Origin of the sequence: Pseudomonas sp. Pse35 (genome assembly GCF_024519715.1) — a bacterium.
GTDB lineage: Bacteria > Pseudomonadota > Gammaproteobacteria > Pseudomonadales > Pseudomonadaceae > Aquipseudomonas > Aquipseudomonas paracarnis.
On sequence record NZ_JALJRP010000002.1, the window covers coordinates 153,079 to 173,831 of the forward strand.

Below are 20,753 nucleotides of genomic sequence, written 5' to 3' on the forward strand. Positions count from 1 at the left end.
TTCGACACATTCCTGCAACTCCCCTCCGCTATACAGGTCGACTCGCTTGCCATAACAAGGTCGCCCAGCATGCCCCCGTCTCCTCAACGCCTCGCGCTCGCCATCACCCTGTTGGCCAGCGGTGGTTTCATCGAAGCAGCCGCAGCCAAAACCCTGCAGATCGACACGCCTACCCCCCAGGGGCAAACCTTGGGGGGCAGTGATACGTTGACCACGTCGGCGCCTGGCAGCATTACAACCTCTGGGGTGGCGGTGACGCTCAAGGACGGCACCCGCGGTGCGGGGGTGGTGGTGACTAACGCGGGCAAGCTGGTCTCCAGTGGCGGTCGGGGTATCGACAGTTCAGGAAGTGTCAGCGGGGAGCGCAGGTACAGCATTTACAACCTTGCTGGCGGGGTGATCCAAGGCGCCAATGATGCGTTGCGCATCAACAATAACTTTGCCAGCGGTAGCGTGCTGATCGACAACAGCGGCACCATTCGCTCGGCCACCGGCCAAGGGCTGGACCTGGATGCGCTGCGCAGCAGCAACGTCACCACCACCATCATCAACCGTGCCGGTGGCTTGATTCGCGGGGAGGCCAGCGACGGCATGAAGACCGGCGCCAACGCCACTATCACTAACTACGGCGAGATTTCCACCGGCAACACCTTCTCCCGCGATGACAAGTTCGATGGCGTGGATATCGACTCCGCCAGCGGCGTAACGGTCACCAATTACGGCCTGATTTCCGGTGGCCGCCATGGCATCACCACGGACGAGGGCGCCACGCTGACCAACTACGGCACGGTGATCGGCCGCAACGGCTCGGGCTTTGGTTCCGATGGCGACGGCACTGTGATCAACCACGGCACCATCACCGGCGCGTTCTCCGGGCTGCAACCGGATGGCGACGGTGACGGCGTGGACATCGACAAGATCGCCCATATCGAAAACTACGGCGTCATCCAGGGTGTCGGCGCCGGGGGTGTCGACAAGAACGGCTTTGCCAACGGCAGCGACGGGATCGCCCTGGGCGGCGGCGCTATCTACAACGCCAAGGGCGCGCTGATCAGTGGTGCCAACAATGCCATCCTGGTGGACGACGGCAGCGACGGGCCCGGGCTTGCGACTACCACCCTGGAGAACCACGGCACGATTCAAGGCCTGGATGGCTTTGGTGTGAAGTTCGTCGGCAATTACGCCGACACAGTCATCAATAGCGGCACGATCAGTGCCAGCAATGGCCTGGCCCTGGACTTGGGCGGCGGTGACGACCACGTGATCTTGCGCAATGGCAGCCGCTTTATCGGCACAGTGGACGGCGGCAGCGGTTACGACCGACTGACCCTGGACGACGTCGCAGGGGGCAGTTTTGGCGACAGCCGCAACCTTGAATGGCTGGAGGTCAAGCAAGGCATCTGGACGTTGACCGGCCAGGGTGATTTCAGCGACGGCGGCGAGATTTCCAGCGGTGCCAAGCTGGTCAACCAAGGCGGCATTGCCGGTAATGTGACGGTCGATGCAGGCGGTGTGTATGCCGGCGGCGGCTCGGTGGGCAGCCTGCTGATGAACGGCACCCTGCAGACCAACACCGCATTGGGTACCGCCAGCATCAGCCGTGACTTGCGCATGGGCAGCGGCTCGACCCTCGCCTATGGCGTCAACGCCGACGGCAGTAGCGCACCGATCAAGGTCGGCGGCACCGCTTACCTTAATGGCGCGACCCTGGCGGTCAACCCCGGCGAAGGCACCTACCCGTGGCAAAGCCATTACAGCGTGCTGCAAGCCGGCAGCGTCAACGGCACGTTTGGCAAGGTCACCAGCGACTACGCCTTCCTGACCCCAACCCTGGATTACAGCGCCACTCAGGTCGGCCTCACGTACACACGTAACGACATCGCCTTCAACCAGTTCGCCAGCACCGCCAACGGTGCCAGCGCCGCCAGCAGCCTGGCGGGCCTGGGCACGAACAATCCGCTGTACAACGCCCTGCTCAATACCACCACCGCCACAGCCGGTGCAGCCATCGAGCAACTGGCGGGCAGCAGCACTGCCAGCCTCACCAGCGCCACCCTCAATGCCAGTGCTCAAGTTGGCAACAGCATGCTCGCCGCCATGCACCAGGTGGGCGGCGGTGCGGGACTGCTGGTGGGGCTGGACGGCAAAGACACACCCGCACTGGCGGCCACCGGCGTACCCGCCGAGGTGCGCAACCTCAATGACCCGAACGCCCGCGGCCGCCTGTGGCTGCAAGGTATCGGCAGCTACGGCAAGCTCGACGGCGAGCACGGCAGTGACGGTTTGACCCAACGCACCAAGGGCACAGTGCTCGGTGCCGATTGGGCGCTGGACGGCGACTGGCGCCTGGGTGTGCTGGGGGGTTATTCCAAGACCGACCTGGACACCGCCGGTGTGGACGGCAGCGTCGACAGCTGGCACGCCGGCGTCTATGCCCTGCGCCAGAGTGGCCCACTGGCCTTGCGCCTGGGTGCTGCCTACAGCGGGCACCAAGGCGACAGTAAACGCACGGTGGCCTTCAACGGTTTTAACGACCGCCCCAAAGGCGACTATGACGCCAACAGCCAGCAGGCTTTTGCTGAACTGGGCTACGCCCTTGGCACAGGTCGCTTGAGCGCAGAGCCGTTCGCCAACCTCGGCTACCAGCGCTACCAGCGCGACGGCTATAAAGAAAAAGGCGGCGCCGCTGCGTTACACGTCAAGGGCCAGACCCAGGACAACTTCAGCAGCACCTTCGGCCTGCGCCTGGCGTACCTGAGCCAGCTGGACAACGGCGTCAGCCTCACACCCCGCGCCAGCGTTGGCTGGAAGCACACCTATGGCGATGTCGACAGCACCACCGGCCAGGCTTTCCTGGCGGGGGGCACGGCGTTCAATGTGCAAGGCAGCGCCCTGGATCGGGACAGCCTGTTGCTGGAAGCGGGCCTGGACCTGGGCTTATCCGCCCGCCATCGCCTGGGCCTGGGCTATACAGGCGAAGTGGGCGGCAACAGCCGCAACCATGCACTGACCGGCCAATGGCAGATGAGTTTTTAATCGCACCGTACTAGAGACAACTCCCGCAAATCAGGGGTCGATGGCCTGACAGTTATCCCCCCCTCACCTCGCCTAAATTCCCGGCCTCATTAATCAAGAGGTTGGGACTGCATGCCATTCACCTTACAGCGACTCGTGCTCGTCATGTCCTTCGGGCTGGCCGCCAGCAGCATTCAATTTGCCCAAGCGCAGGGAAGCGTGGAACACGTGTTCGATCGGTCCGGGATCACAGAACTGACCGGGTCAATCAATCGTGACGGCGTCTTGCATCGCCTTTCGACAGACGCCCCCGTCGATTTTTACCTGGCCGAACACACAAACACTCGCAACGGCCAGCGCCTGGCGCTGGCCGTGGACGCGGCGGTCAAATCGCTACTTGAATCAGACAAACTCACCCCCTGGGACAGGTACGAACTGGGCAATATCGGCGAATACCTCAATAACCTCGCACCGGGGAAGGTCGCTCAGGCCCTCGAGCAACTCGCGGGCAGCCAGAATGCCAACCTTGCCGCAGCCACCCAAATGAGCACGCAACAGGTCAGCGACACGCTGCTCTCGGTCCTGCGCGACCTGCCAGCAAACGTCGCAGACGATGCCGATGGCCGCATCTGGGTAAAAGGCCTCAGCCACAACGGCAAACTTGACGGCCAATATGGCAGCGTCGGGTTGCAGCAAAGCACCAAGGGCGTTGTTCTGGGCGCCGACTGGGCAGTCGATCACGCGTGGCGTGCCGGTGTGGTGGGAGGCAAATCCGAAAGCGAGTTTGACCACAAGCGTTTCAAAGCAGCGCTCGACAGCTGGCATCTGGGCGCATACGCCGTACGCCAGGACGGCCCGCTGGCTCTGCGCCTGGGTGCCATCTACAGCAACCATGACGGGCAAAACAAACGCGGTGTCGATATCGACTTCTTGGGTTATCGCGAGCAACTCAAAGGCAAATACACGGCCCAAAGCCAAACCGTGTTTGGCGAAATGGGCTACCAGCTGGGCAAGGATACGTTAAGCGTCGAGCCGTTCGCAGGCCTGGGGTACCAGCGCTACCATCGTGAAGGCTTCAAGGAAAAAGGCGGCTTTGCGGCGTTGAATGTCGGTGCGCAAACCCAGCAAAACCTCAGCAGCACCCTGGGGCTTCGCTTGGGCAGCCTTTATCGTTTTGATAACAAAATGAGCCTGTCCCCGCATTTGAGCACCCACTGGAAGCACCTCTACAGCGACGTGCAAAGCAGCGTGAAGCAATCTTCCCGACTGATTGACCTGACCGGAGAAAAGAGTGATTTCACCGTCGATGGCGTCTCGCTGAACCGCGACAGCCTGGCCCTGCGCACGGGGTTGGACATAGGCCTTTCTGCTCACCAGGCAGTGAGCGTCGCGTACACCGCTGAGGTCGGCAGTAACAGCCGTAACCATGGGCTGGTAGGCGAATGGAAGATGGGGTTTTAAGACAGCAACTGAGGAAACTTCACGCTCAAGCCGGTTACAACGCCTGACATTAAGCCGGTGATTGTGCTCGCTACACTCCGGCCTCCTACACCGAAGAGGCCGGAAACCATGATCTCGCCATTCTTGTATATCCCTTCCATGGGCATGCTGTTTGCCCATGGCACCCAGTCCCTCGCCGCTGCCGTCACCCCGGCCACACCAGCAGAGCCACCTGCACACCCGCCAGCGATGTCTGGCGAGCTCAAGACTGCCCATAGCCAACCGTCCAATGGCTTGCTCAATACCCATACCATCAAACTCATGACTACCCCAGGCTCAGCGAGCAGTCACGGTATGAATATCGACCACTTGGCCAAACTGACCCAAAGCGACGCCAACCTGGCTAACCCCCACCTCATGACAGCCGTTGAAATCGTCAACAGCCCGGATGTACAGATCAAGGCGCCTGTTCATGGCTTGGTCAGCTCCGGGCTCACCTCCGTCTGGCTGGATAACCGAGGGGGCATCACCGGTGCAACAGGCACGGGTGTGAAGCTGGACGGAAATAAAGCCGATGAAGTGACCAATCAGGGCGTTATCACCGGCGGCAACGGCGTAGCCCTCGACATGGGAGGCGGTGACGATCTGTTGATTATCAAGAAAGGCAGCCGTTTCAACGGCGAAGTGGATGGGGGCAGTGGCACCAATCAGGTGATTCTCGACGATGCTGAAGGAGGGACTTTTGAAGGGGCGACAAGAATGCAGCATCTGTGGGTCGGCAAAGGCTCCTGGGAGCTGACCGGTGCACTGCACGCCAACCGACAAGGCAAGGTGTACAGCGACGCGACGTTGATCAACCGTAGTGGGATCAAGGGCACAATGGATATCGAGCCGGGCGCGAGCTACTCCGGCGGTAACGTCGACAATCTTAACGTAGCCGGCACCCTGCTGCTCGACCCCGCGATTACGGCGCGGACAAGGATCACCAATGATCTGAATCTGAAACCAGGATCGAGCGTGAATTTCAAAATCGGCGTGGATCAACAGCACTCCGTGCTGAACGTCGGCAACACATTAACGTTGGGGAACCCCACCCTGCACCTTGACGTACAGCCAGAGAGCGACGAGTTGCTCAAGCGCCAGCTACCCATCGCCAAAGCAACCACCATTGATGGGAGGTTCGGCGCCATCAGCAGTAACCTGACCACCCTGGAACCTGAATTGATCTACACCCCGAAGGGCATTTTTGTCGAATTCAAACGCAAGGAGAGCCCGGCAATCACCGCCTGATGGTCAAAAAATCAGCAAAAAAAAGGGGGCACATGCCCCCCCGAGGTTTAAGCGGTAGTTGGAAGGCTGAGTAATCAGCCTTCGATCTCGATCAGGATTTCCCCAGGGTTCACCCGGTCGCCCTTGGCCACATGAACAGCGGCGACCTTGCCGGCAATCGCTGCCTGCACTTCGGTCTCCATCTTCATGGCTTCGGTAATCAACACGGCCTGGCCGGCCTTGACCACGTCGCCGACCTTGACCAGCACATCGACGATATTGCCCGGCATCGCCGTGCTGACATGGCCCGGTTCGGTCGCGTGCTTGCGCTTGCTGCCGCCGCTGCTGACAAATTCGTTTAGCGGCTCGAACACCACTTCTTCCGGCATGCCGTCGATGGACAGGTAGAAGTGACGCTTGCCTTCGGCCTTTACACCGACACCGGTGATATCCACGCGGTAGCTTTCGCCGTGCACGTCGATAACGAATTCGGTCGGTACACCTTCACCGCCAGCACGGGCCACGCCGCCCGCTTCCGGGATCGGCAACAACACTTCAGGGGCCAGGGTGCCGGCGTCGCGTTCTTCGAGGAACTTGCGCCCGATGTCCGGGAACATGGCGTAGGTCAGCACGTCTTCTTCGGACTTGGCCAATGCGCCGATTTCGCCGCGCAGCTTGGTCATTTCCGGCTTGAGCAAATCCGCCGGGCGCACGTCGATCACGTCTTCGCTGCCGATGGCCTGGCGGCGCAGTTTTTCGTTCACCGTACCCGGCGCCTTGCCGTAACCGCCTTGCAGGTAGAGCTTCACTTCGTTGGTGATGGTTTTGTAGCGCTCGCCGGCCAATACGTTGAAGAACGCCTGGGTGCCAACGATCTGCGAGGTCGGCGTTACCAGTGGCGGGAAGCCGAGGTCTTCACGCACTCGGGGAATCTCGGCCAGCACTTCGCTCATGCGGTTCAGGGCGCCCTGCTCTTTGAGCTGGTTGGCCAGGTTGGAGATCATCCCGCCCGGCACCTGGTTGACTTGCACACGGGTGTCGACGGCGGTGAATTCGCTCTCGAACTGGTGGTACTTCTTGCGCACGGCGTAGAAGTACAGGCCGATCTCTTGCAGCAGTTCCAGGTCGAGGCCGGTGTCGAACTCGCTGCCTTTAAGGGCTGCGACCATCGACTCGGTGCCCGGATGGCTGGTGCCCCAGGCAAAGCTGGAGATGGCCGTATCGATGTGGTCGGCACCGTTTTCGATGGCCTTGAGTTGGCACATCGCGGCCAGGCCGGCGGTGTCGTGTGAATGGATAAAGATCGGCAGGTTCTGCTCGGCTTTGAGTGCCTTGACCAGTTCGCCTGTGGCGTAGGGCGTGAGCAGGCCGGCCATGTCCTTGATCGCGATGGAGTCGCAGCCCATGGCTTCCAATTGATTGGCCTGGGCCACGAACGCTTCCACGGTATGCACTGGGCTGGTGGTGTAGGCGATAGTGCCTTGTGCATGTTTGCCAGCGGCTTTCACCGCTTCAATGGCCACGCGCAGGTTACGCACGTCGTTCATTGCATCGAAAATGCGGAACACGTCGATACCGTTGACCGCCGCCTTGGCCACGAAGGCTTTGACCACGTCGTCGCTGTAATGGCGGTAGCCCAGCAGGTTCTGGCCGCGCAGCAGCATTTGCAGGCGCGTATTGGGCAGTGCGGCACGCAGTTGGCGCAGGCGCTCCCACGGGTCCTCCTTGAGGAAGCGCACACAGGCGTCGAAGGTCGCGCCGCCCCAGACTTCCAGGGACCAGTAGCCAACTTTGTCGAGCTTGTCGCAGATCGGCAGCATGTCGTCGGTGCGCATGCGGGTGGCCAGCAACGATTGGTGGGCGTCGCGCAGGATGGTGTCGGTTACGAAGATCTTCTTGCTCATTGTTATATTCCTCACAGGCCTGCGTGGGCGGCGATGGCGGCGGCGATGGCCAGGGCCAGCTCTTCGGGTTTGCGCTTGATCGAGTAGTTGGTCAGCTCAGGGTGGCTTTCCACAAAGCTTGTATTGAACTGGCCGCTACGGAATTCCGGGTTGCGCAGGATTTCCTGATAATAGGCGGCAGTGGTCTTCACGCCTTGCAGGCGCATGTCGTCCAGGGCACGCAGGCCGCGGTCCATGGCTTCTTCCCAGGTCAACGCCCACACCACCAGTTTCAGGCACATGGAGTCATAGAACGGCGGGATGGTGTAGCCGGTGTAGATCGCCGTGTCGGTACGCACGCCGGGGCCGCCAGGGGCGTAGTAACGGGTGATCTTGCCGAAGCTTGGGAGGAAGTTGTTCTTCGGGTCTTCAGCGTTGATACGAAACTGCAACGCGAAACCACGGTGCTGGATATCTTCCTGCTTGACCGACAACGGCAGGCCGGAGGCGATGCGGATTTGCTCGCGAACGATATCGATGCCGGTGATTTCTTCGGTGATGGTGTGTTCCACCTGCACCCGCGTGTTCATCTCCATGAAGTACACCTCGCCCTCGGCGAGCAGGAACTCCACGGTGCCGGCGTTCTCGTAGCCCACGGCCTTGGCGGCGCGCACCGACAGATCGCCGATGTAGGCGCGCTGTTCCGGGGTCAGTTGCGGGCTGGGGGCGATTTCGATCAGCTTCTGGTTGCGACGCTGGATCGAGCAGTCACGCTCGAACAGGTGCACCACGTTGCCAAAGCTGTCGCCGAGGATCTGCGCCTCGATGTGCTTGGGATTGACGATGCATTTTTCCAAGAACACTTCCGCCGAACCGAAGGCCTTGGTGGCTTCGGAAATCACGCGGGGAAAGGCTTGTTCAAGTTCTTCGCGACTGTTGCAACGACGAATGCCACGGCCGCCACCACCGGAGGTGGCCTTGAGCATCACCGGGTAACCGATACGGTCGCCTTCAGTGAGGGCTTCGTGGATGTCGGCAACGTTGCCTTCGGTGCCCGGCGTGACCGGCACACCGGCCTTGATCATGCTGCGGCGCGCTTCGGTCTTGTCGCCCATGCGGCGAATCACTTCTGCCGAGGGGCCGATGAACTTGATGCCGCGCTCGGCACAGATATCTGCCAATTCGGCGTTTTCCGACAGGAAGCCGTAGCCGGGGTGCAGCGCATCGCAGCCGGTTTCCACCGCCAGGTTCACCAGCTTGCGCGGGTTCAAGTAACCGGCGAGCGGCTCGGCACCGATGCTGTGGGCTTCGTCGGCACGCTTGACGTGCAACGCATGGCGGTCGGCGTCCGAATAAACCGCGACCGAGCGAATGCCCATCTCGGCGCAGGCACGCACGATTCGTACGGCAATTTCACCACGGTTGGCGATCAGGATCTTTTTTATCACTTGGAAATTCCCTTGAGCCGATTTGCGTGCTTCGACCCGTTGCAGCCGGGCCGGCGCGTGACCAAATGTTTCATGACAGTCGCGAGACACACACTATGCGCACAGGAGAATTAACAAAAATCAATAATTATTGGGCTGTGTATAAGTAAAGACTTATAGTTGGCCGGAACACCAAGGGGCCGAGGCTTTATAAAATGCGTAAGTCATTGATGCGTATGACATTGCGTCAATTGCAGATCTTCAATGAAGTGTGTGATTTGCGTTCCTACAGCCGTGCTGCCGAGGAAATGTCCCTCACCCAACCGGCGGTCAGCCTGCAAATTCGCCAGCTGGAAGAACTGATCGGCCAGCCGCTGTTCGACTATGTCGGCAAAAAACTCTACATGACCGAGGCCGCCGAAGCTTTGCAACGGGCCAGCCGCGACATCTTCGGGCGCCTGGAAAACCTCGATATGCAGCTGTCGGACATGCAGGGCTCACTGCAAGGCCAACTGAAACTGGCGGTGGAGTCCAGCGCCAAGTATTTCGTGCCGCACCTGTTCGCCGCCTTCAAGCGCCAGCATCCGGAAGTGCAATTGCAGCTCACGGTGGTCAACCGTGCCCAGGTGATCCGCCGGCTCTCGGACAACCGCGACGACCTGGTGATCATGTCCATGGTGCCCCAGGACATGGGCCTGGAATTCCTGCCGTTTCTCAACAATCCGATTGTCGCCGTGGCGCTGCCAGATCATCCGTTGAGCCTGCAAGGGCCACTGCGCTTGCAGGACCTGGAGCCTTATACCCTGCTCATCCGCGAGCCGGGCTCTGGCACGCGACTGGCCTGCGAGGAATACTTCAAGGAAAAACGCGTGCACTTCACCCAGACGGTGGAAGTGGCCTCGGCCGAGGCGCAGCGTGAATGTGTGAGTGCAGGGTTGGGCGTGGCATTGCTGACGCGCCACGCCTTGAACCTGGAGCTGGCCACCGGCGGACTCAAGGAGCTGCCGGTGGAAGAACTGCCGCTGTACCGCAGTTGGTGCCTGGTGCAGGCCAAGGCTAAACGCCTGTCACCGGTGGCCCATGCGTTCCTGGGCTTTATTCGCAGCGAACGGGTGCAGATCAGCGCGCTGGCTGAGCGTTTCGCTGGGCAGCCACGGATGCCTGCCAATGCAGTTCCGGGTAGTCACTGATGCTCTGGAGCAACTGGCGCTCCTCGCAACGGTCTTCGATGGCGCGACGGAACGCCATGCGGCGCTGGTCTTCCTGCTGACGACGGGTCTTGACGGTGCTGTTGCTGTCTTCGTAGGGCCGGGTCATTTGGAGTCTCCCAATGCGAGTACGGGGAGTACAGGATGGGCGTGGGGGATGACGGTTTGGCGGCGCGGGGATTACAGGATGATGAATCTTGCGAAATTGACGCAAACTCCCTGTGGGAGCTGGTTCGCTGTGGCGAGCAAGCTTGCTTGCGCTGGGGTGCGAAGCGCCCCCAAAAAGCCGGAGACTGCTGCGCAGTCAGCGGGAGCAAGCTCCCTCGCCACAGCAAGCCAGCTCCCACACTTTGACCGAGTATGGCCTGGGCTTAGTCGTCGAGGGCTTTGACGGATTTTGGCGAGAGGCGAAGGCTACGCAAGCTGCGCTTCACGCTCTTGAGGTGGTTGACCAGGCTCGGGCCACGGGCCATGGCCACGCCCATCGCCAACACGTCGATGACCACCAGGTGGGCAATGCGCGAGGTCAGCGGCGTATAGATTTCGGTGTCTTCATGCACGTCGATCGCCAGGTTCACCGTGGACAACTCCGCCAATGGCGTCTGGCTCGGGCACAGGGTAATCAACGACGCGCCGCTCTCACGCACCAGGTTGGCGGTGATCAGCAGGTCTTTGGAACGACCTGATTGGGAAATGCAGATGGCCACGTCAGTGGGCTTCAAGGTCACCGCCGACATCGCCTGCATGTGCGGGTCGCTGTAGGCCGCGGCGGTCAGCAGCAGGCGGAAGAACTTGTGCTGGGCATCGGCCGCCACCGCGCCGGACGCACCGAAGCCGTAGAACTCGACGCGCTGGGCCTGGGACATTGCGGTCACGGCCTTTTGCAGCTCCACCGGGTCGAGCTTCTCACGCACTTCCATCAAGGTGTGCAAGGTGGTGTCGAAGATTTTCAGGCTGTAGTCGGCAACGGAGTCGTCTTCATGGATTGCAAACTGGCCGAAGCTCGCCCCGGCAGCCAGGCTTTGCGCCAGCTTGAGCTTGAGGTCCTGAAAGCCGGAGCAACCAATGGCGCGGCAGAAGCGCACGATGGTCGGCTCGCTGATGCCCACGCTGTGGGCCAGGTCGGCCATGGAACTGTGCATCACAGCCGCAGGGTCAAGCAGCACATGATCGGCAACCTTGAGTTCCGATTTGCGTAACAGGTGGCGCGACTGGGCGATATGTTGCAACAGGTTCAAAGGGCAGGACTCTTGTTATTGGCAGGCGCCAGGGATGTAGCAAGCTTGTAGTTATACTACAAGAATTGTCGTTTTGCCCGTTAGATGCATCACTAAATCGCCCTGCTCCCCTCTGATTCAGCGGGCAGCCGCTATGTAGCCATAAAGGCGGCCTACGCTGCGTTAAGAAAAATCTGCGTTTTTGCGTAACAAATCCGCCAGCCCTTCGGCCCTCATGGGCGGGCTGATCAGGTAACCCTGTACCTCGTCACACTGCTCACCGCGCAGGAAATCCAGCTGCTGCTGATCCTCCACTCCTTCGGCCACTACCTTGAGCGCCAACCCGTGGGCCATGGCGATGATCGCACGGGTGATGGCCGCATCCTCGCGCCCCTGGCCAAGCCCCCGGATAAAGGCCTGGTCGATTTTTACGTAGTCCACCGGGATACGCTTGAGGTAGCTGAGGGACGAATAACCGGTGCCAAAGTCGTCGATGGCCAGCTTCACCCCCAGGTCGCGCAATTGCTGGAAGGTGGCGATGATGTGTTCAACGCTGTCGAGCAACTGGCTTTCGGTCAGTTCCAGCTCCAGGTACTGCGGGTCCAGTGCGGTTTCCTCCAGCACTTGGCGCACCAGGCTGACCAGCTTGCCCTGGCGCAGCTGATGCACCGACAGGTTGACCGACACGCGAATCGGCGCCAGCCCCTGACGCTGCCATTCGCAGGCCTGCCAGCAGGCCTGGCGCAGCACAAATTCGCCCAACGGCACGATCAAGCCGGTTTCTTCCGCCAAACCGATAAAGTCACTCGGCGGCACCATGCCCCATTGCGGATGCTCCCAGCGGACCAACGCCTCGGCAGCCTTCAGCTTGCCAGTGACCAGGCACAGCTTGGGTTGGTAAAACACCGTGAGCTGACGCTCGTCGATGGCTTTGCGCAGGTGGTTTTCCAGCTGCAAACGCTCCAGGGTGCTGGCTTGCAGGCTGTCGGTGAAGAACTGGAAATTATTCCCGCCCAAATGCTTGGCGTGCTGCATCGCCATATTCGCCTGGCTGACCAGTGCAGAAATCTCCCGTGCGTTATCAGGCAGCAGGCTGACGCCCATAGAGGCGCTTACCACCAGCTCATGGCCCTCCACGTTCACCGGCACGCGCAGCTTCGCCAGCAACCGGGTCGCCACCCGCGCCAGGCTGGATAAGTTGCCATAGGCGTCAAACAGTACGGCGAACTCATCACCGGACAGGCGCGCAATGGTGTCGGCCTCCGGCAGCGCGTTGATCAAGCGCCGCGCCATTTTCTGCAGCAGTTGGTCGGCCACTTCATGGCCCAGGCTGTCATTGAGCAATTTGAAGCGGTCGAGGTTGATATGCAGCAGCGCGAGGCTGCGACCGCCTTGGCGCACCCGCTGGTGAGCTTCGCGCAGCCGTTCGCGAAACAGCGAGCGGTTGGCCAGGCCGGTCAACTCGTCGTAGTGGGTGAGGTAGCGCATGCGCTCTTCCGACTCGCGCCGGGCGGACAGATCGGCGAAGAATCCTACGATATGACTGACGTTCCCCCGTACATCACGCACCACATTCAGCTGTAGCCATTGCGGGTACAGTTCGCCGTTCTTGCGCGTCTCCACCAATTCGCCCTGCCAGGTGCCGTGGCTGAGCAATGCCTGGCGGATCAGCGGGAAGTGGCGCCGCGCATCGCGACTGCTGGGCAGTTCCACGACGTTGCGGCCAAGCATGTCGTCGATGTCGAAACCGGTGACGCGGCTGAACGCCTGGTTCACGGCGATCAGCGCGTAGTTCGGGTCGAGGATCACAATGCCTTCGCTGGCCGCCTCGAACACCGTCGAAGCCAGGCGTTGCTGCTCCTCCACCGCCTTGCCGGCGCTGATGTCGCGGCGCGTGCCCAGCATACGGACGACGTGGCCACTGGGTGTGCGCTCCACGGCGCGCCCGCGGTCTTCGATCCACACCCAATGCCCATCGCCATGACGTATCCGGTACTCCACCTGATAGTCCTCGCTGCGGCCTTTGAGATGCTCTACCAGTGCGTGCTTGAGCAGTGGCAGATCGTCGGGGTGCAGGCGCGGTTTGAGGTGGCTGAGCATCGCCGTGACGTATTCGGGCTCCAGGCCAAACAACTCCTTGAGTTGCGTGTGGTGGACCTCGTCGGTTTGCAGGTTCCAGTCCCACAGGCCCAGTTCACTGGCTTGCAGGGCCATAGCCAGGCGCGCTTCGCTTTTACTCAAGGCGAGGCTGGCAGCATCCAATTGCTGGCTGCGTTGCGCCACACGATCTTGCAGACCGACCTGGGCTTCACGCAAGTTCTGCTCCACCTCGCGGCGCTGCTCGACTTCGCGCACCAGGTCCTGGTTCAACTGCTCACTGCGTTGCTGCGCCTGCTGTAAATGCTCGATCAGGGCCTGGTTCTGGAAACGGCGCAACAACCCGCGCTGGATCAGGCGGTTGACCTGCCACGCGACCAGGCTCAGGGACGCCAGCAGGATCAGCCCGAGCACGCCCCAGCCTTGTTGCTGCGGTGTGCCATTCCAGAACAGGTAGACGATGGCCGGCACCAGGCACGGCAAGGCAAACGACAGGTAGGCCCAAAAGCTCACGGCATAGGCCACGCTGGCCGACAAGGTGGCGGCGCCAATCAGGCCAAACACCCAAGCCTGATGCATGAAGCTGTCCGTGGGCACCAGGGCAATAGCCGCAACCGAGAGGGTCAGGCCACTGACCGCCGAGCCGAGCATGAACATACGGCGCCACACGGGCTGGGCCTGCCGGCTGGGCATGGCCGAATCAAAGGCCGCCACTTGAATCACGCGCATCGCCACCAGGGCGAGCAACCAGAGCAGCCAGACGCTGTCCAGCAGGTACTGATTGGGGTTCCACAGCAACCAGGCGCAGACCAGGCCGTTGACCAGCATCAGCAGCGTCGGCAGCAACGAACCTTGATACAGCAGGCGCGTGCGCTCAACCGCGATTTCGGTTGCATAGTGTTTACGGATGACCTGCGCTGGGGCCGGCGAGGGGCCAAACAGGTCGGTGCTAAGGGTCATAGGCGGTGTTCTTATAATGGTGAGCCCGAAACGTCGACGGAGCATACACAAGCAAGCGCCTGGGCCAAACTGCTACAAGTCATAAAAAACCTGCTGCGATTGGCCGCAAACCTTTGGCCCAGACCGCTTGAGCAAGACACGGCATGGGCTGCGGGCGATGACCAACCGGTCATCACCCCCGTCAGAATGTTCGCCCGTCGGTAGCTTGCAGGCGTTTTGCATCGACCATCCGGCATTGGGATTTGCCCAGGCCCCCCAAGGCCCATAGAATGCGTCGATGCGCGATGATCTCTCTCTTTTGCTGAACTCCCTCAACGATGCCCAACGCCAGGCCGTAGCGGCCCCCGTTGGCCGTCAGTTGGTCCTGGCCGGTGCTGGCTCCGGTAAAACCCGAGTGCTGGTGCACCGTATTGCCTGGTTGATCCAGGTCGAAAACGCGTCCCCGCATTCCATCCTGTCGGTGACCTTCACCAACAAGGCTGCTGCCGAGATGCGTCATCGCATCGAGCAGTTGATGGGCATCAGCCCGGCCGGCATGTGGGTGGGCACCTTCCACGGCCTGGCGCACCGCCTGTTGCGGGCGCATTGGCAGGAAGCCGGACTGAGCCAGACCTTCCAGATTCTCGACAGCGACGACCAGCAACGCCTGGTCAAGCGCGTGATCCGCGAACTGGGCCTGGACGAACAACGCTGGCCGGCGCGCCAGGCGCAGTGGTTCATCAACGGCCAGAAAGACGAGGGCCTGCGCCCGCAACATATCCAAGCCAGCGGCGACCTGTTCCTGGCCACCATGCGCAGCATTTATGAGGCCTATGAAGCGGCCTGCGTGCGCGCTGGCGTCATCGACTTCTCCGAACTGCTGCTGCGTGCCCTCGACCTGTGGCGCGACAACCCCGGTTTGCTGGCCCATTACCAGAAACGCTTCCGCCATATCCTGGTGGACGAGTTCCAGGACACCAACGCCGTGCAGTACGCATGGTTGCGTCTGCTGGCCAAGGGCGGTGACAGCCTGATGGTGGTGGGCGATGACGACCAGTCGATCTACGGCTGGCGTGGCGCGAAAATCGAGAACATCTACCAGTATTCCGAAGACTTCCCGGACGCGGTGACCATCCGCCTGGAGCAGAATTACCGCTCCACCGCCGGGATCCTCAAGGCGGCCAACGCCTTGATCGCCAACAACACCGGGCGCCTGGGCAAAGAGCTGTGGACCGACGGCGGCGAAGGCGAAGCGATCAACCTATACGCGGCGTTCAATGAGCACGATGAAGCGCGCTACGTGGTCGAAACCATTGAAAGCGCACTGAAAACCGGCCTGGCCCGCAGCGATATCGCGATTCTGTACCGTTCCAACGCCCAATCACGCGTGCTGGAAGAGGCCTTGCTGCGCGAGCGCATCCCGTACCGCATCTATGGCGGCCAGCGCTTCTTCGAGCGCGCCGAAATCAAGAACGCCATGGCCTACCTGCGTTTGCTGGAAGGCCGTGGTAACGATGCAGCGCTGGAGCGGGTGATCAACATCCCGGCGCGTGGCATTGGCGAGAAAACCGTCGAAGCGATCCGCGACCATGCGCGCCATGCCGATGTGTCGATGTGGGAAGCCATGCGCTTGCTGATCGCCAACAAAGGCCTGACTGGCCGTGCTGCGGGGGCGTTGGGGGTGTTTGTCGAGCTGATCGAGAACCTGGCCGCCAAGTGCGCAGAGATGCCGCTGCACCTGATGACTCAGACCGTGATCGAGCAGTCCGGGCTGATCGCCTATCACGAAGCGGAAAAAGGCGAGAAAGGCCAGGCCCGGGTAGAAAACCTTGAGGAACTGGTCAGCGCCGCCCGCGCGTTCGAAAACACCGAGGACGACGAAGAGCTGACGCCGCTCGCCGCTTTCCTGGGCCACGCCTCGCTGGAAGCCGGCGATACCCAGGCCGACGAGCATGAAGACAGCATCCAGCTGATGACCTTGCACAGCGCCAAAGGCCTGGAATTCCCTTATGTGTTCCTGGTGGGCATGGAAGAAGGCCTGTTCCCTCACAAGATGAGCCTGGAAGAGCCCGGCCGCCTTGAAGAAGAACGCCGCCTGGCCTACGTGGGCATCACCCGGGCGATGCAGAACCTGGTGATGACCTACGCCGAGACCCGACGCCTGTATGGCAGCGAAACCTACAACAAGGTGTCGCGCTTCGTACGTGAGGTGCCGAAGGGGCTGATCCAGGAAGTACGCTTGTCCAACAGCGTCAGCCGCCCGTTCGGCGGTGGCCAGCAACAGAACTCCAGCAGCATGTTTGCCGGTTCCGAAATACCGGAAACCCCGTTCAGCCTGGGCCAGCAGGTCAAGCATGCGATCTTCGGCGAAGGCGTGATCCTCAACTTCGAAGGCGCAGGCGCCCAGGCGCGGGTGCAGGTGAACTTCGCCGAGGGCAGCAAGTGGCTGATGATGGGTTACGCCAAGCTCGAAGCGGTCTGAGCTGATCACCTGTGGCCATAGATTGCTTCCGCTGGCGTGCGCAGCGCGCCCGTTTTTTGGGGCTGCTGCGCAGCCCAGCGGGAGCAATCTCTGGCCACAATAAGCCCACCATCATGAAACACTGCGTAACATGAAGATTATTGGCCCAGCCTTGTTTTAGAGGCGTGCGGGCCAATATCTGTAATTGGTCCTACAGACCCTTCGGATTTGGTCTTACGCAAAAGCCCGAAACATTATGCCGCTAGCCACTGCCACGACACCTGTGCAACATGGCGCGCGTGCAATCCACAAATGGGAATTCCCTATATGAAACGTTTTCTTAGCATCGCCATGGCGTTGTGCATCGGCCTGACGATGAGCCTCGACGCCAACGCCAAACGCTTCGGTGGCGGCAAAAGCTCGGGCGCGGCACCGACTCACCAGACCAGCCAAATGGCTCCATCCGCCGGTGCCGGCGGTGCTGCGGCTACTGCAGGCGCAGCCGGTGCCGCTGGCGCTGCTGCCAAGGCCGGCGGTGCTTCGCGTTGGCTGGGCCCACTGGCCGGCATCGCCGCCGGTGGCCTGCTTGCGTCCATGTTCATGGGCGACGGCTTCCAGGGCATGCAGATCTTCGACATCCTGATCATGGGCGTCATCGCCTTTTTGGTCTTCCGCTTTATCGCCGCCCGTCGCCGCAAGCAGCAGGAGCACCTGGCTCCAGCCGGCGCGCCGATGCAGCGTGAAGCGTTCGAACAGAAGCCTGCCATGGGTTCGATCTTCGGTGGTTCGGCAGCCCCTGCCGCCCGTCCGGTGATCAACGCACCGGCTTGGTTCAACGAAGAGCGTTTCGTCGAAGCGGCCCGCAGCCACTTCCAGTCCCTGCAACAGCACTGGGACGCCAACGAAATGGACAAGATCTCCGAGTTCGTGACCCCGCAGTTGCTGGAGTTCCTCAAGCGCGAACGTGCCGAGATCGGTGACGCCTTCCAGTCGACCTACATCGACGACCTGCGCGTACAGCTCGATGGCGTGGATGATCGTGCCGACAAGACTATCGCCACCCTGACCTTCAGCGGCGTGTCGAAGTCCTCGCGCTTCGACCAGGGCGAAGTGTTCAGCGAAAGCTGGAATATGGAACGCGCCCAGGGCGACGACCAGCCATGGCTGGTCGCCGGTATCCGCCAGAACGGCTAATACCTGCGCGTTTGAGCAAGCGGTAACAAAAACCCCGGACATGTCCGGGGTTTTCTATTTCACGGTTGCACTTATAGCGAGCTACTGTATAAAACGCCCCTATAAACCGCGCCATCTAGCAAGAGGATCCCGGCCGTGGAAGAAATCATCGAACAACTGCGTGAAGCCAACGAACCGGTCCCGGTGCCTTTGGAGCTGCCTGACGAAGACCTGCTGGTGGAAATCGAGGAACAACTGTTCATCGACATCCCCTTTGTCTTCCGTGAATTCCTGCTGACCGTCAGTGACGTGGTCTACGGCAGCCTGGAGCCGGTGACCGTCACCGACCCACAGTCCCACACTTACCTGCCAGACGTTGCGGCCAACGCCTGGGATGCCGGTGTTGACCGCAGCCTGATCCCTATCTGCCAGGACGGCGACGACTACTATTGCGTCGAAGAAGACGGCACCGTCGTGCTGTGGTCCGGTGAGGAAGAACTGGTTACTGAAGAAACCTGGGAATCGGTGTGGCACTGGGCACGGGACGTCTGGCTGGAAAGCTGAGTCCCCTGACCTCTGGCAACCGGCTTTTGTGGCGAGGGAGCTTGCTCCCGCTGGGCGGCAAAGCAGCCCCCGCCAACGCCAGTCAGTGTTCCGTATCCTTGTGGTTATCCAGCGTCTCCAGCAACGCAACCTGCATCCGCGTATGCACACGGATAAACCAGCGCCAGAGCACTGCAGCCACCGCCGCCGTGACCACGGCAATCAACACCAGCAACTTGTTGGTCGGCAGAATACTGGCCGACAAGGCTGCCAATAGCAGGAAGATCACCAGCAGCGACAAGAGGGGGATCAGCTCCGCAATCACCCTTCGCACACGTTGGGTATGCCTCCCGGCCATTTCTGGTTTCACGCTCATCTCCGCCAGCAGCATCGACAGCGCCTTGAGCTTGCGATACGCCGCAATCAGAAACGGCAACGACACCAGCAGCGCCCCGCCCCAGATCAACGCCTTCTGCCAACTCTGATCGCTGACCCAGCCCTCGAGATACCCACCGATGCGCTCCGCGAAAAAGCTGCCGGCAAAGAAGATCGCGATCACCAACGCCAGGTTTACCCCGACCTGCAGGATGATCTTGCGGATCATCGCGGCCAACATCGCCCCCTCGCCCTGAGGCTGAATGCTGCGCAACCATTCGCCATACATGCCGAACACTCGGCTCATACGCTTGGGCATTACCGCCGCGATCTTCAATGACAGCGGGTCCGCGCCACGAATCAGGTAGGGCGTGAGCAGCGTGGTGATCGCCGAAACGGCCACCGCCACTGGGTACAGAAAGTCGCTGGTGACCTGCAGGGTCATCCCCAGCGCTGCGATGATGAAAGAAAACTCGCCAATTTGTGACAGCCCCATACCCACCCGCAGCGAGGTGCGACCATCGTTGCCGGCGATAAACGCGCCCAGCCCGCAAGACAGCATCTTGCCCAACACCACGGCCACGGTGATCACCGCAATGGGCCAGGCGTATTGCAGCAGGATCTGCGGGTCGATCATCAAGCCAATCGCCACGAAGAAAATCGCGCTGAACATGTCGCGAACGGGTTCGATCAGGCGTTCGATCTTAATCAACTGCCGGGATTCAGCCATGATCGCGCCGATCAAAAAGGCCCCGAGCACCATGCTGTATTCCAACTTCACCACCAGCAGGCAGAAACCAAAGCACAGCCCCAATACCGTGATCAGCAGCATCTCGTTACTTTCAAACTTGGCCACATAAGCCAGCAGGCGCGGCACCAGCAAAATACCAATCACCAGCGCAACGATCATGAACAGCGAGAGCTTGCCGACAGTGGAGAACACCTCGCCGGAGCTGACCGTGCCACTCACGGCGATGCTCGACAGCAAGGCAATGATGCCGATACCCAGGATGTCCTCCACAATCAGCACACCGAAAATCAGCTGGGCGAACCGCTGGTCTTTCATCTTCAGGTCGTTGAGAGCCTTGACGATAATGGTGGTCGAGGAGATTGCCAGGATCGCGCCGAGGAACAGCGAGTCCATGGTGCTCCAGTCGAACCAGCGGCCGATCTCGTAGCCGATCCAGATCATCAGTACGATTTCCAGGAACGCCGCGATAAACGCCGTGGCCCCGACTTTGAATAGCTTGCGCAGGCTGAATTCCAGGCCCAGGCAGAACATCAGGAAGATGACCCCCAGCTCCGCCAGGGTCTTGATCGTGTCTTCATCGTGGATCAGGCCAAACGGCGGAGTGTGGGGGCCGATAATGAAGCCGGCGACGATGTAGCCCAACACCACCGGCTGCTTGAAGCGGTGAAACAGGATGGTGACCACCCCTGCCACCAGCATGATCACGGCCAAGTCCTGGATAAAGCTGATGGCGTGCATGGCGAGGGGCTCCTTGAGGGTGCCGGCGCTTTTCCCACTTCCGGCCTCGCCTTTGAAGGGTCGGAAAAGTCTGCCTTGATCGTAAGAAAAGCCCTGAGAAGGGCTTTTGAAGGGTAACACCGCGACTTCTGCTGGAAAGCCGGTGCAATATATGGAAACAGATCGCTGCGCGCGTGACGGCGAGCCGCCTGACGGCGTCCCGTTAGGGATGGCGCTG

Annotated in this window: 13 protein-coding genes; 7 read left to right on the plus strand and 6 right to left on the minus strand. The window is 61.0% G+C overall.

Going from position 1 to position 20,753, the window contains the following annotated elements; genetic code table 11:
* The first annotated feature begins 69 nt into the window (after window positions 1-69).
* From OC445_RS01390 to OC445_RS01400, 3 genes are all read left to right on the plus strand, one after another.
* Window positions 70-3,036, plus strand: a complete 2,967-nt coding sequence (locus tag OC445_RS01390) for an autotransporter domain-containing protein (RefSeq protein ID WP_262019916.1) — start codon at window positions 70-72, stop codon at window positions 3,034-3,036.
* Window positions 3,037-3,180: 144 nt separating this feature from the next.
* Window positions 3,181-4,476, plus strand: coding sequence for an autotransporter domain-containing protein (locus OC445_RS01395; protein ID WP_262019917.1), 1,296 nt, complete (start codon window positions 3,181-3,183; stop codon window positions 4,474-4,476).
* A gap of 333 nt (window positions 4,477-4,809) precedes the next feature.
* Entirely contained in the window at window positions 4,810-5,745 is a 936-nt protein-coding gene (locus tag OC445_RS01400; RefSeq protein ID WP_127880328.1) for a hypothetical protein, read from the plus strand.
* A gap of 74 nt (window positions 5,746-5,819) precedes the next feature.
* Here the strand turns inward: OC445_RS01400 and oadA are convergent, their stop codons facing one another.
* Both oadA and OC445_RS01410 read right to left on the minus strand, forming a co-directional pair.
* Window positions 5,820-7,628 carry a sodium-extruding oxaloacetate decarboxylase subunit alpha gene (gene oadA / locus OC445_RS01405; RefSeq protein ID WP_198790701.1) on the minus strand — a complete coding sequence of 603 codons (1,809 nt, stop codon included), beginning with the start codon at window positions 7,626-7,628 and terminating at the stop codon, window positions 5,820-5,822.
* A gap of 11 nt (window positions 7,629-7,639) precedes the next feature.
* Window positions 7,640-9,055 carry an acetyl-CoA carboxylase biotin carboxylase subunit gene (locus OC445_RS01410; protein WP_003195732.1) on the minus strand — a complete coding sequence of 472 codons (1,416 nt, stop codon included), beginning with the start codon at window positions 9,053-9,055 and terminating at the stop codon, window positions 7,640-7,642.
* A gap of 194 nt (window positions 9,056-9,249) precedes the next feature.
* On the opposite strand from OC445_RS01410, the gene OC445_RS01415 reads away from it, so the two are divergent.
* A complete protein-coding gene (locus tag OC445_RS01415; protein WP_057975225.1) occupies window positions 9,250-10,224 on the plus strand; it encodes a LysR family transcriptional regulator in 975 nt (324 codons plus the stop codon).
* Here the strand turns inward: OC445_RS01415 and OC445_RS01420 are convergent.
* The 3 genes from OC445_RS01420 to OC445_RS01430 form a co-directional block, all read right to left on the minus strand.
* On the minus strand, window positions 10,154-10,351 hold the full coding sequence (locus OC445_RS01420) for a PA3496 family putative envelope integrity protein (RefSeq protein WP_072445664.1): 198 nt from the start codon (window positions 10,349-10,351) through the stop codon (window positions 10,154-10,156). The genes OC445_RS01415 and OC445_RS01420 overlap by 71 nt on opposite strands.
* Window positions 10,352-10,613: 262 nt before the next feature.
* A complete protein-coding gene (hexR, locus tag OC445_RS01425) occupies window positions 10,614-11,480 on the minus strand; it encodes a transcriptional regulator HexR (protein ID WP_003177007.1) in 867 nt (288 codons plus the stop codon).
* A 162-nt stretch (window positions 11,481-11,642) separates the two neighbouring features.
* Window positions 11,643-14,516: a putative bifunctional diguanylate cyclase/phosphodiesterase gene (locus OC445_RS01430; RefSeq protein ID WP_198790700.1), complete on the minus strand. Its 2,874-nt coding sequence runs from the start codon at window positions 14,514-14,516 to the stop codon at window positions 11,643-11,645.
* Window positions 14,517-14,793: 277 nt separating this feature from the next.
* Here OC445_RS01430 and uvrD point away from each other — a divergent pair, with 277 nt between their 5' ends.
* From uvrD to OC445_RS01445, 3 genes are all read left to right on the plus strand, one after another.
* Window positions 14,794-16,977, plus strand: coding sequence for a DNA helicase II (gene uvrD / locus OC445_RS01435; protein ID WP_014720554.1), 2,184 nt, complete (start codon window positions 14,794-14,796; stop codon window positions 16,975-16,977).
* 306 nt (window positions 16,978-17,283) lie between these two features.
* Window positions 17,284-18,150, plus strand: coding sequence for a Tim44 domain-containing protein (locus tag OC445_RS01440; RefSeq protein WP_003195740.1), 867 nt, complete (start codon window positions 17,284-17,286; stop codon window positions 18,148-18,150).
* A gap of 135 nt (window positions 18,151-18,285) precedes the next feature.
* A complete protein-coding gene (locus OC445_RS01445) occupies window positions 18,286-18,693 on the plus strand; it encodes an SMI1/KNR4 family protein (protein ID WP_034129154.1) in 408 nt (135 codons plus the stop codon).
* Between the two features lie 82 nt (window positions 18,694-18,775).
* On the opposite strand, the gene OC445_RS01450 is transcribed toward OC445_RS01445, so the two are convergent.
* Window positions 18,776-20,536, minus strand: coding sequence for a cation:proton antiporter (locus OC445_RS01450; RefSeq protein ID WP_057975224.1), 1,761 nt, complete (start codon window positions 20,534-20,536; stop codon window positions 18,776-18,778).
* Window positions 20,537-20,753 lie beyond the last annotated feature (217 nt).

Excerpts from the sequence above, each read along its gene's own strand:
- OC445_RS01390 (WP_262019916.1), top strand. The coding sequence starts at position 70 with ATGCCCCCGTCTCCTCAACGCCTCGCGCTCGCCATCACCCTGTTGGCC.
- OC445_RS01395 (WP_262019917.1), top strand. The coding sequence starts at position 3,181 with ATGTCCTTCGGGCTGGCCGCCAGCAGCATTCAATTTGCCCAAGCGCAG.
- OC445_RS01400 (WP_127880328.1), top strand. The coding sequence starts at position 4,810 with ATGAATATCGACCACTTGGCCAAACTGACCCAAAGCGACGCCAACCTG.
- oadA (WP_198790701.1), bottom strand. The coding sequence starts at position 7,628 with ATGAGCAAGAAGATCTTCGTAACCGACACCATCCTGCGCGACGCCCAC.
- OC445_RS01415 (WP_057975225.1), top strand. The coding sequence starts at position 9,250 with ATGCGTAAGTCATTGATGCGTATGACATTGCGTCAATTGCAGATCTTC.
- OC445_RS01420 (WP_072445664.1), bottom strand. The coding sequence starts at position 10,351 with ATGACCCGGCCCTACGAAGACAGCAACAGCACCGTCAAGACCCGTCGT.
- OC445_RS01430 (WP_198790700.1), bottom strand. The coding sequence starts at position 14,516 with ATGACCCTTAGCACCGACCTGTTTGGCCCCTCGCCGGCCCCAGCGCAG.
- uvrD (WP_014720554.1), top strand. The coding sequence starts at position 14,794 with ATGCGCGATGATCTCTCTCTTTTGCTGAACTCCCTCAACGATGCCCAA.
- OC445_RS01440 (WP_003195740.1), top strand. The coding sequence starts at position 17,284 with ATGAAACGTTTTCTTAGCATCGCCATGGCGTTGTGCATCGGCCTGACG.
- OC445_RS01450 (WP_057975224.1), bottom strand. The coding sequence starts at position 20,536 with ATGCACGCCATCAGCTTTATCCAGGACTTGGCCGTGATCATGCTGGTG.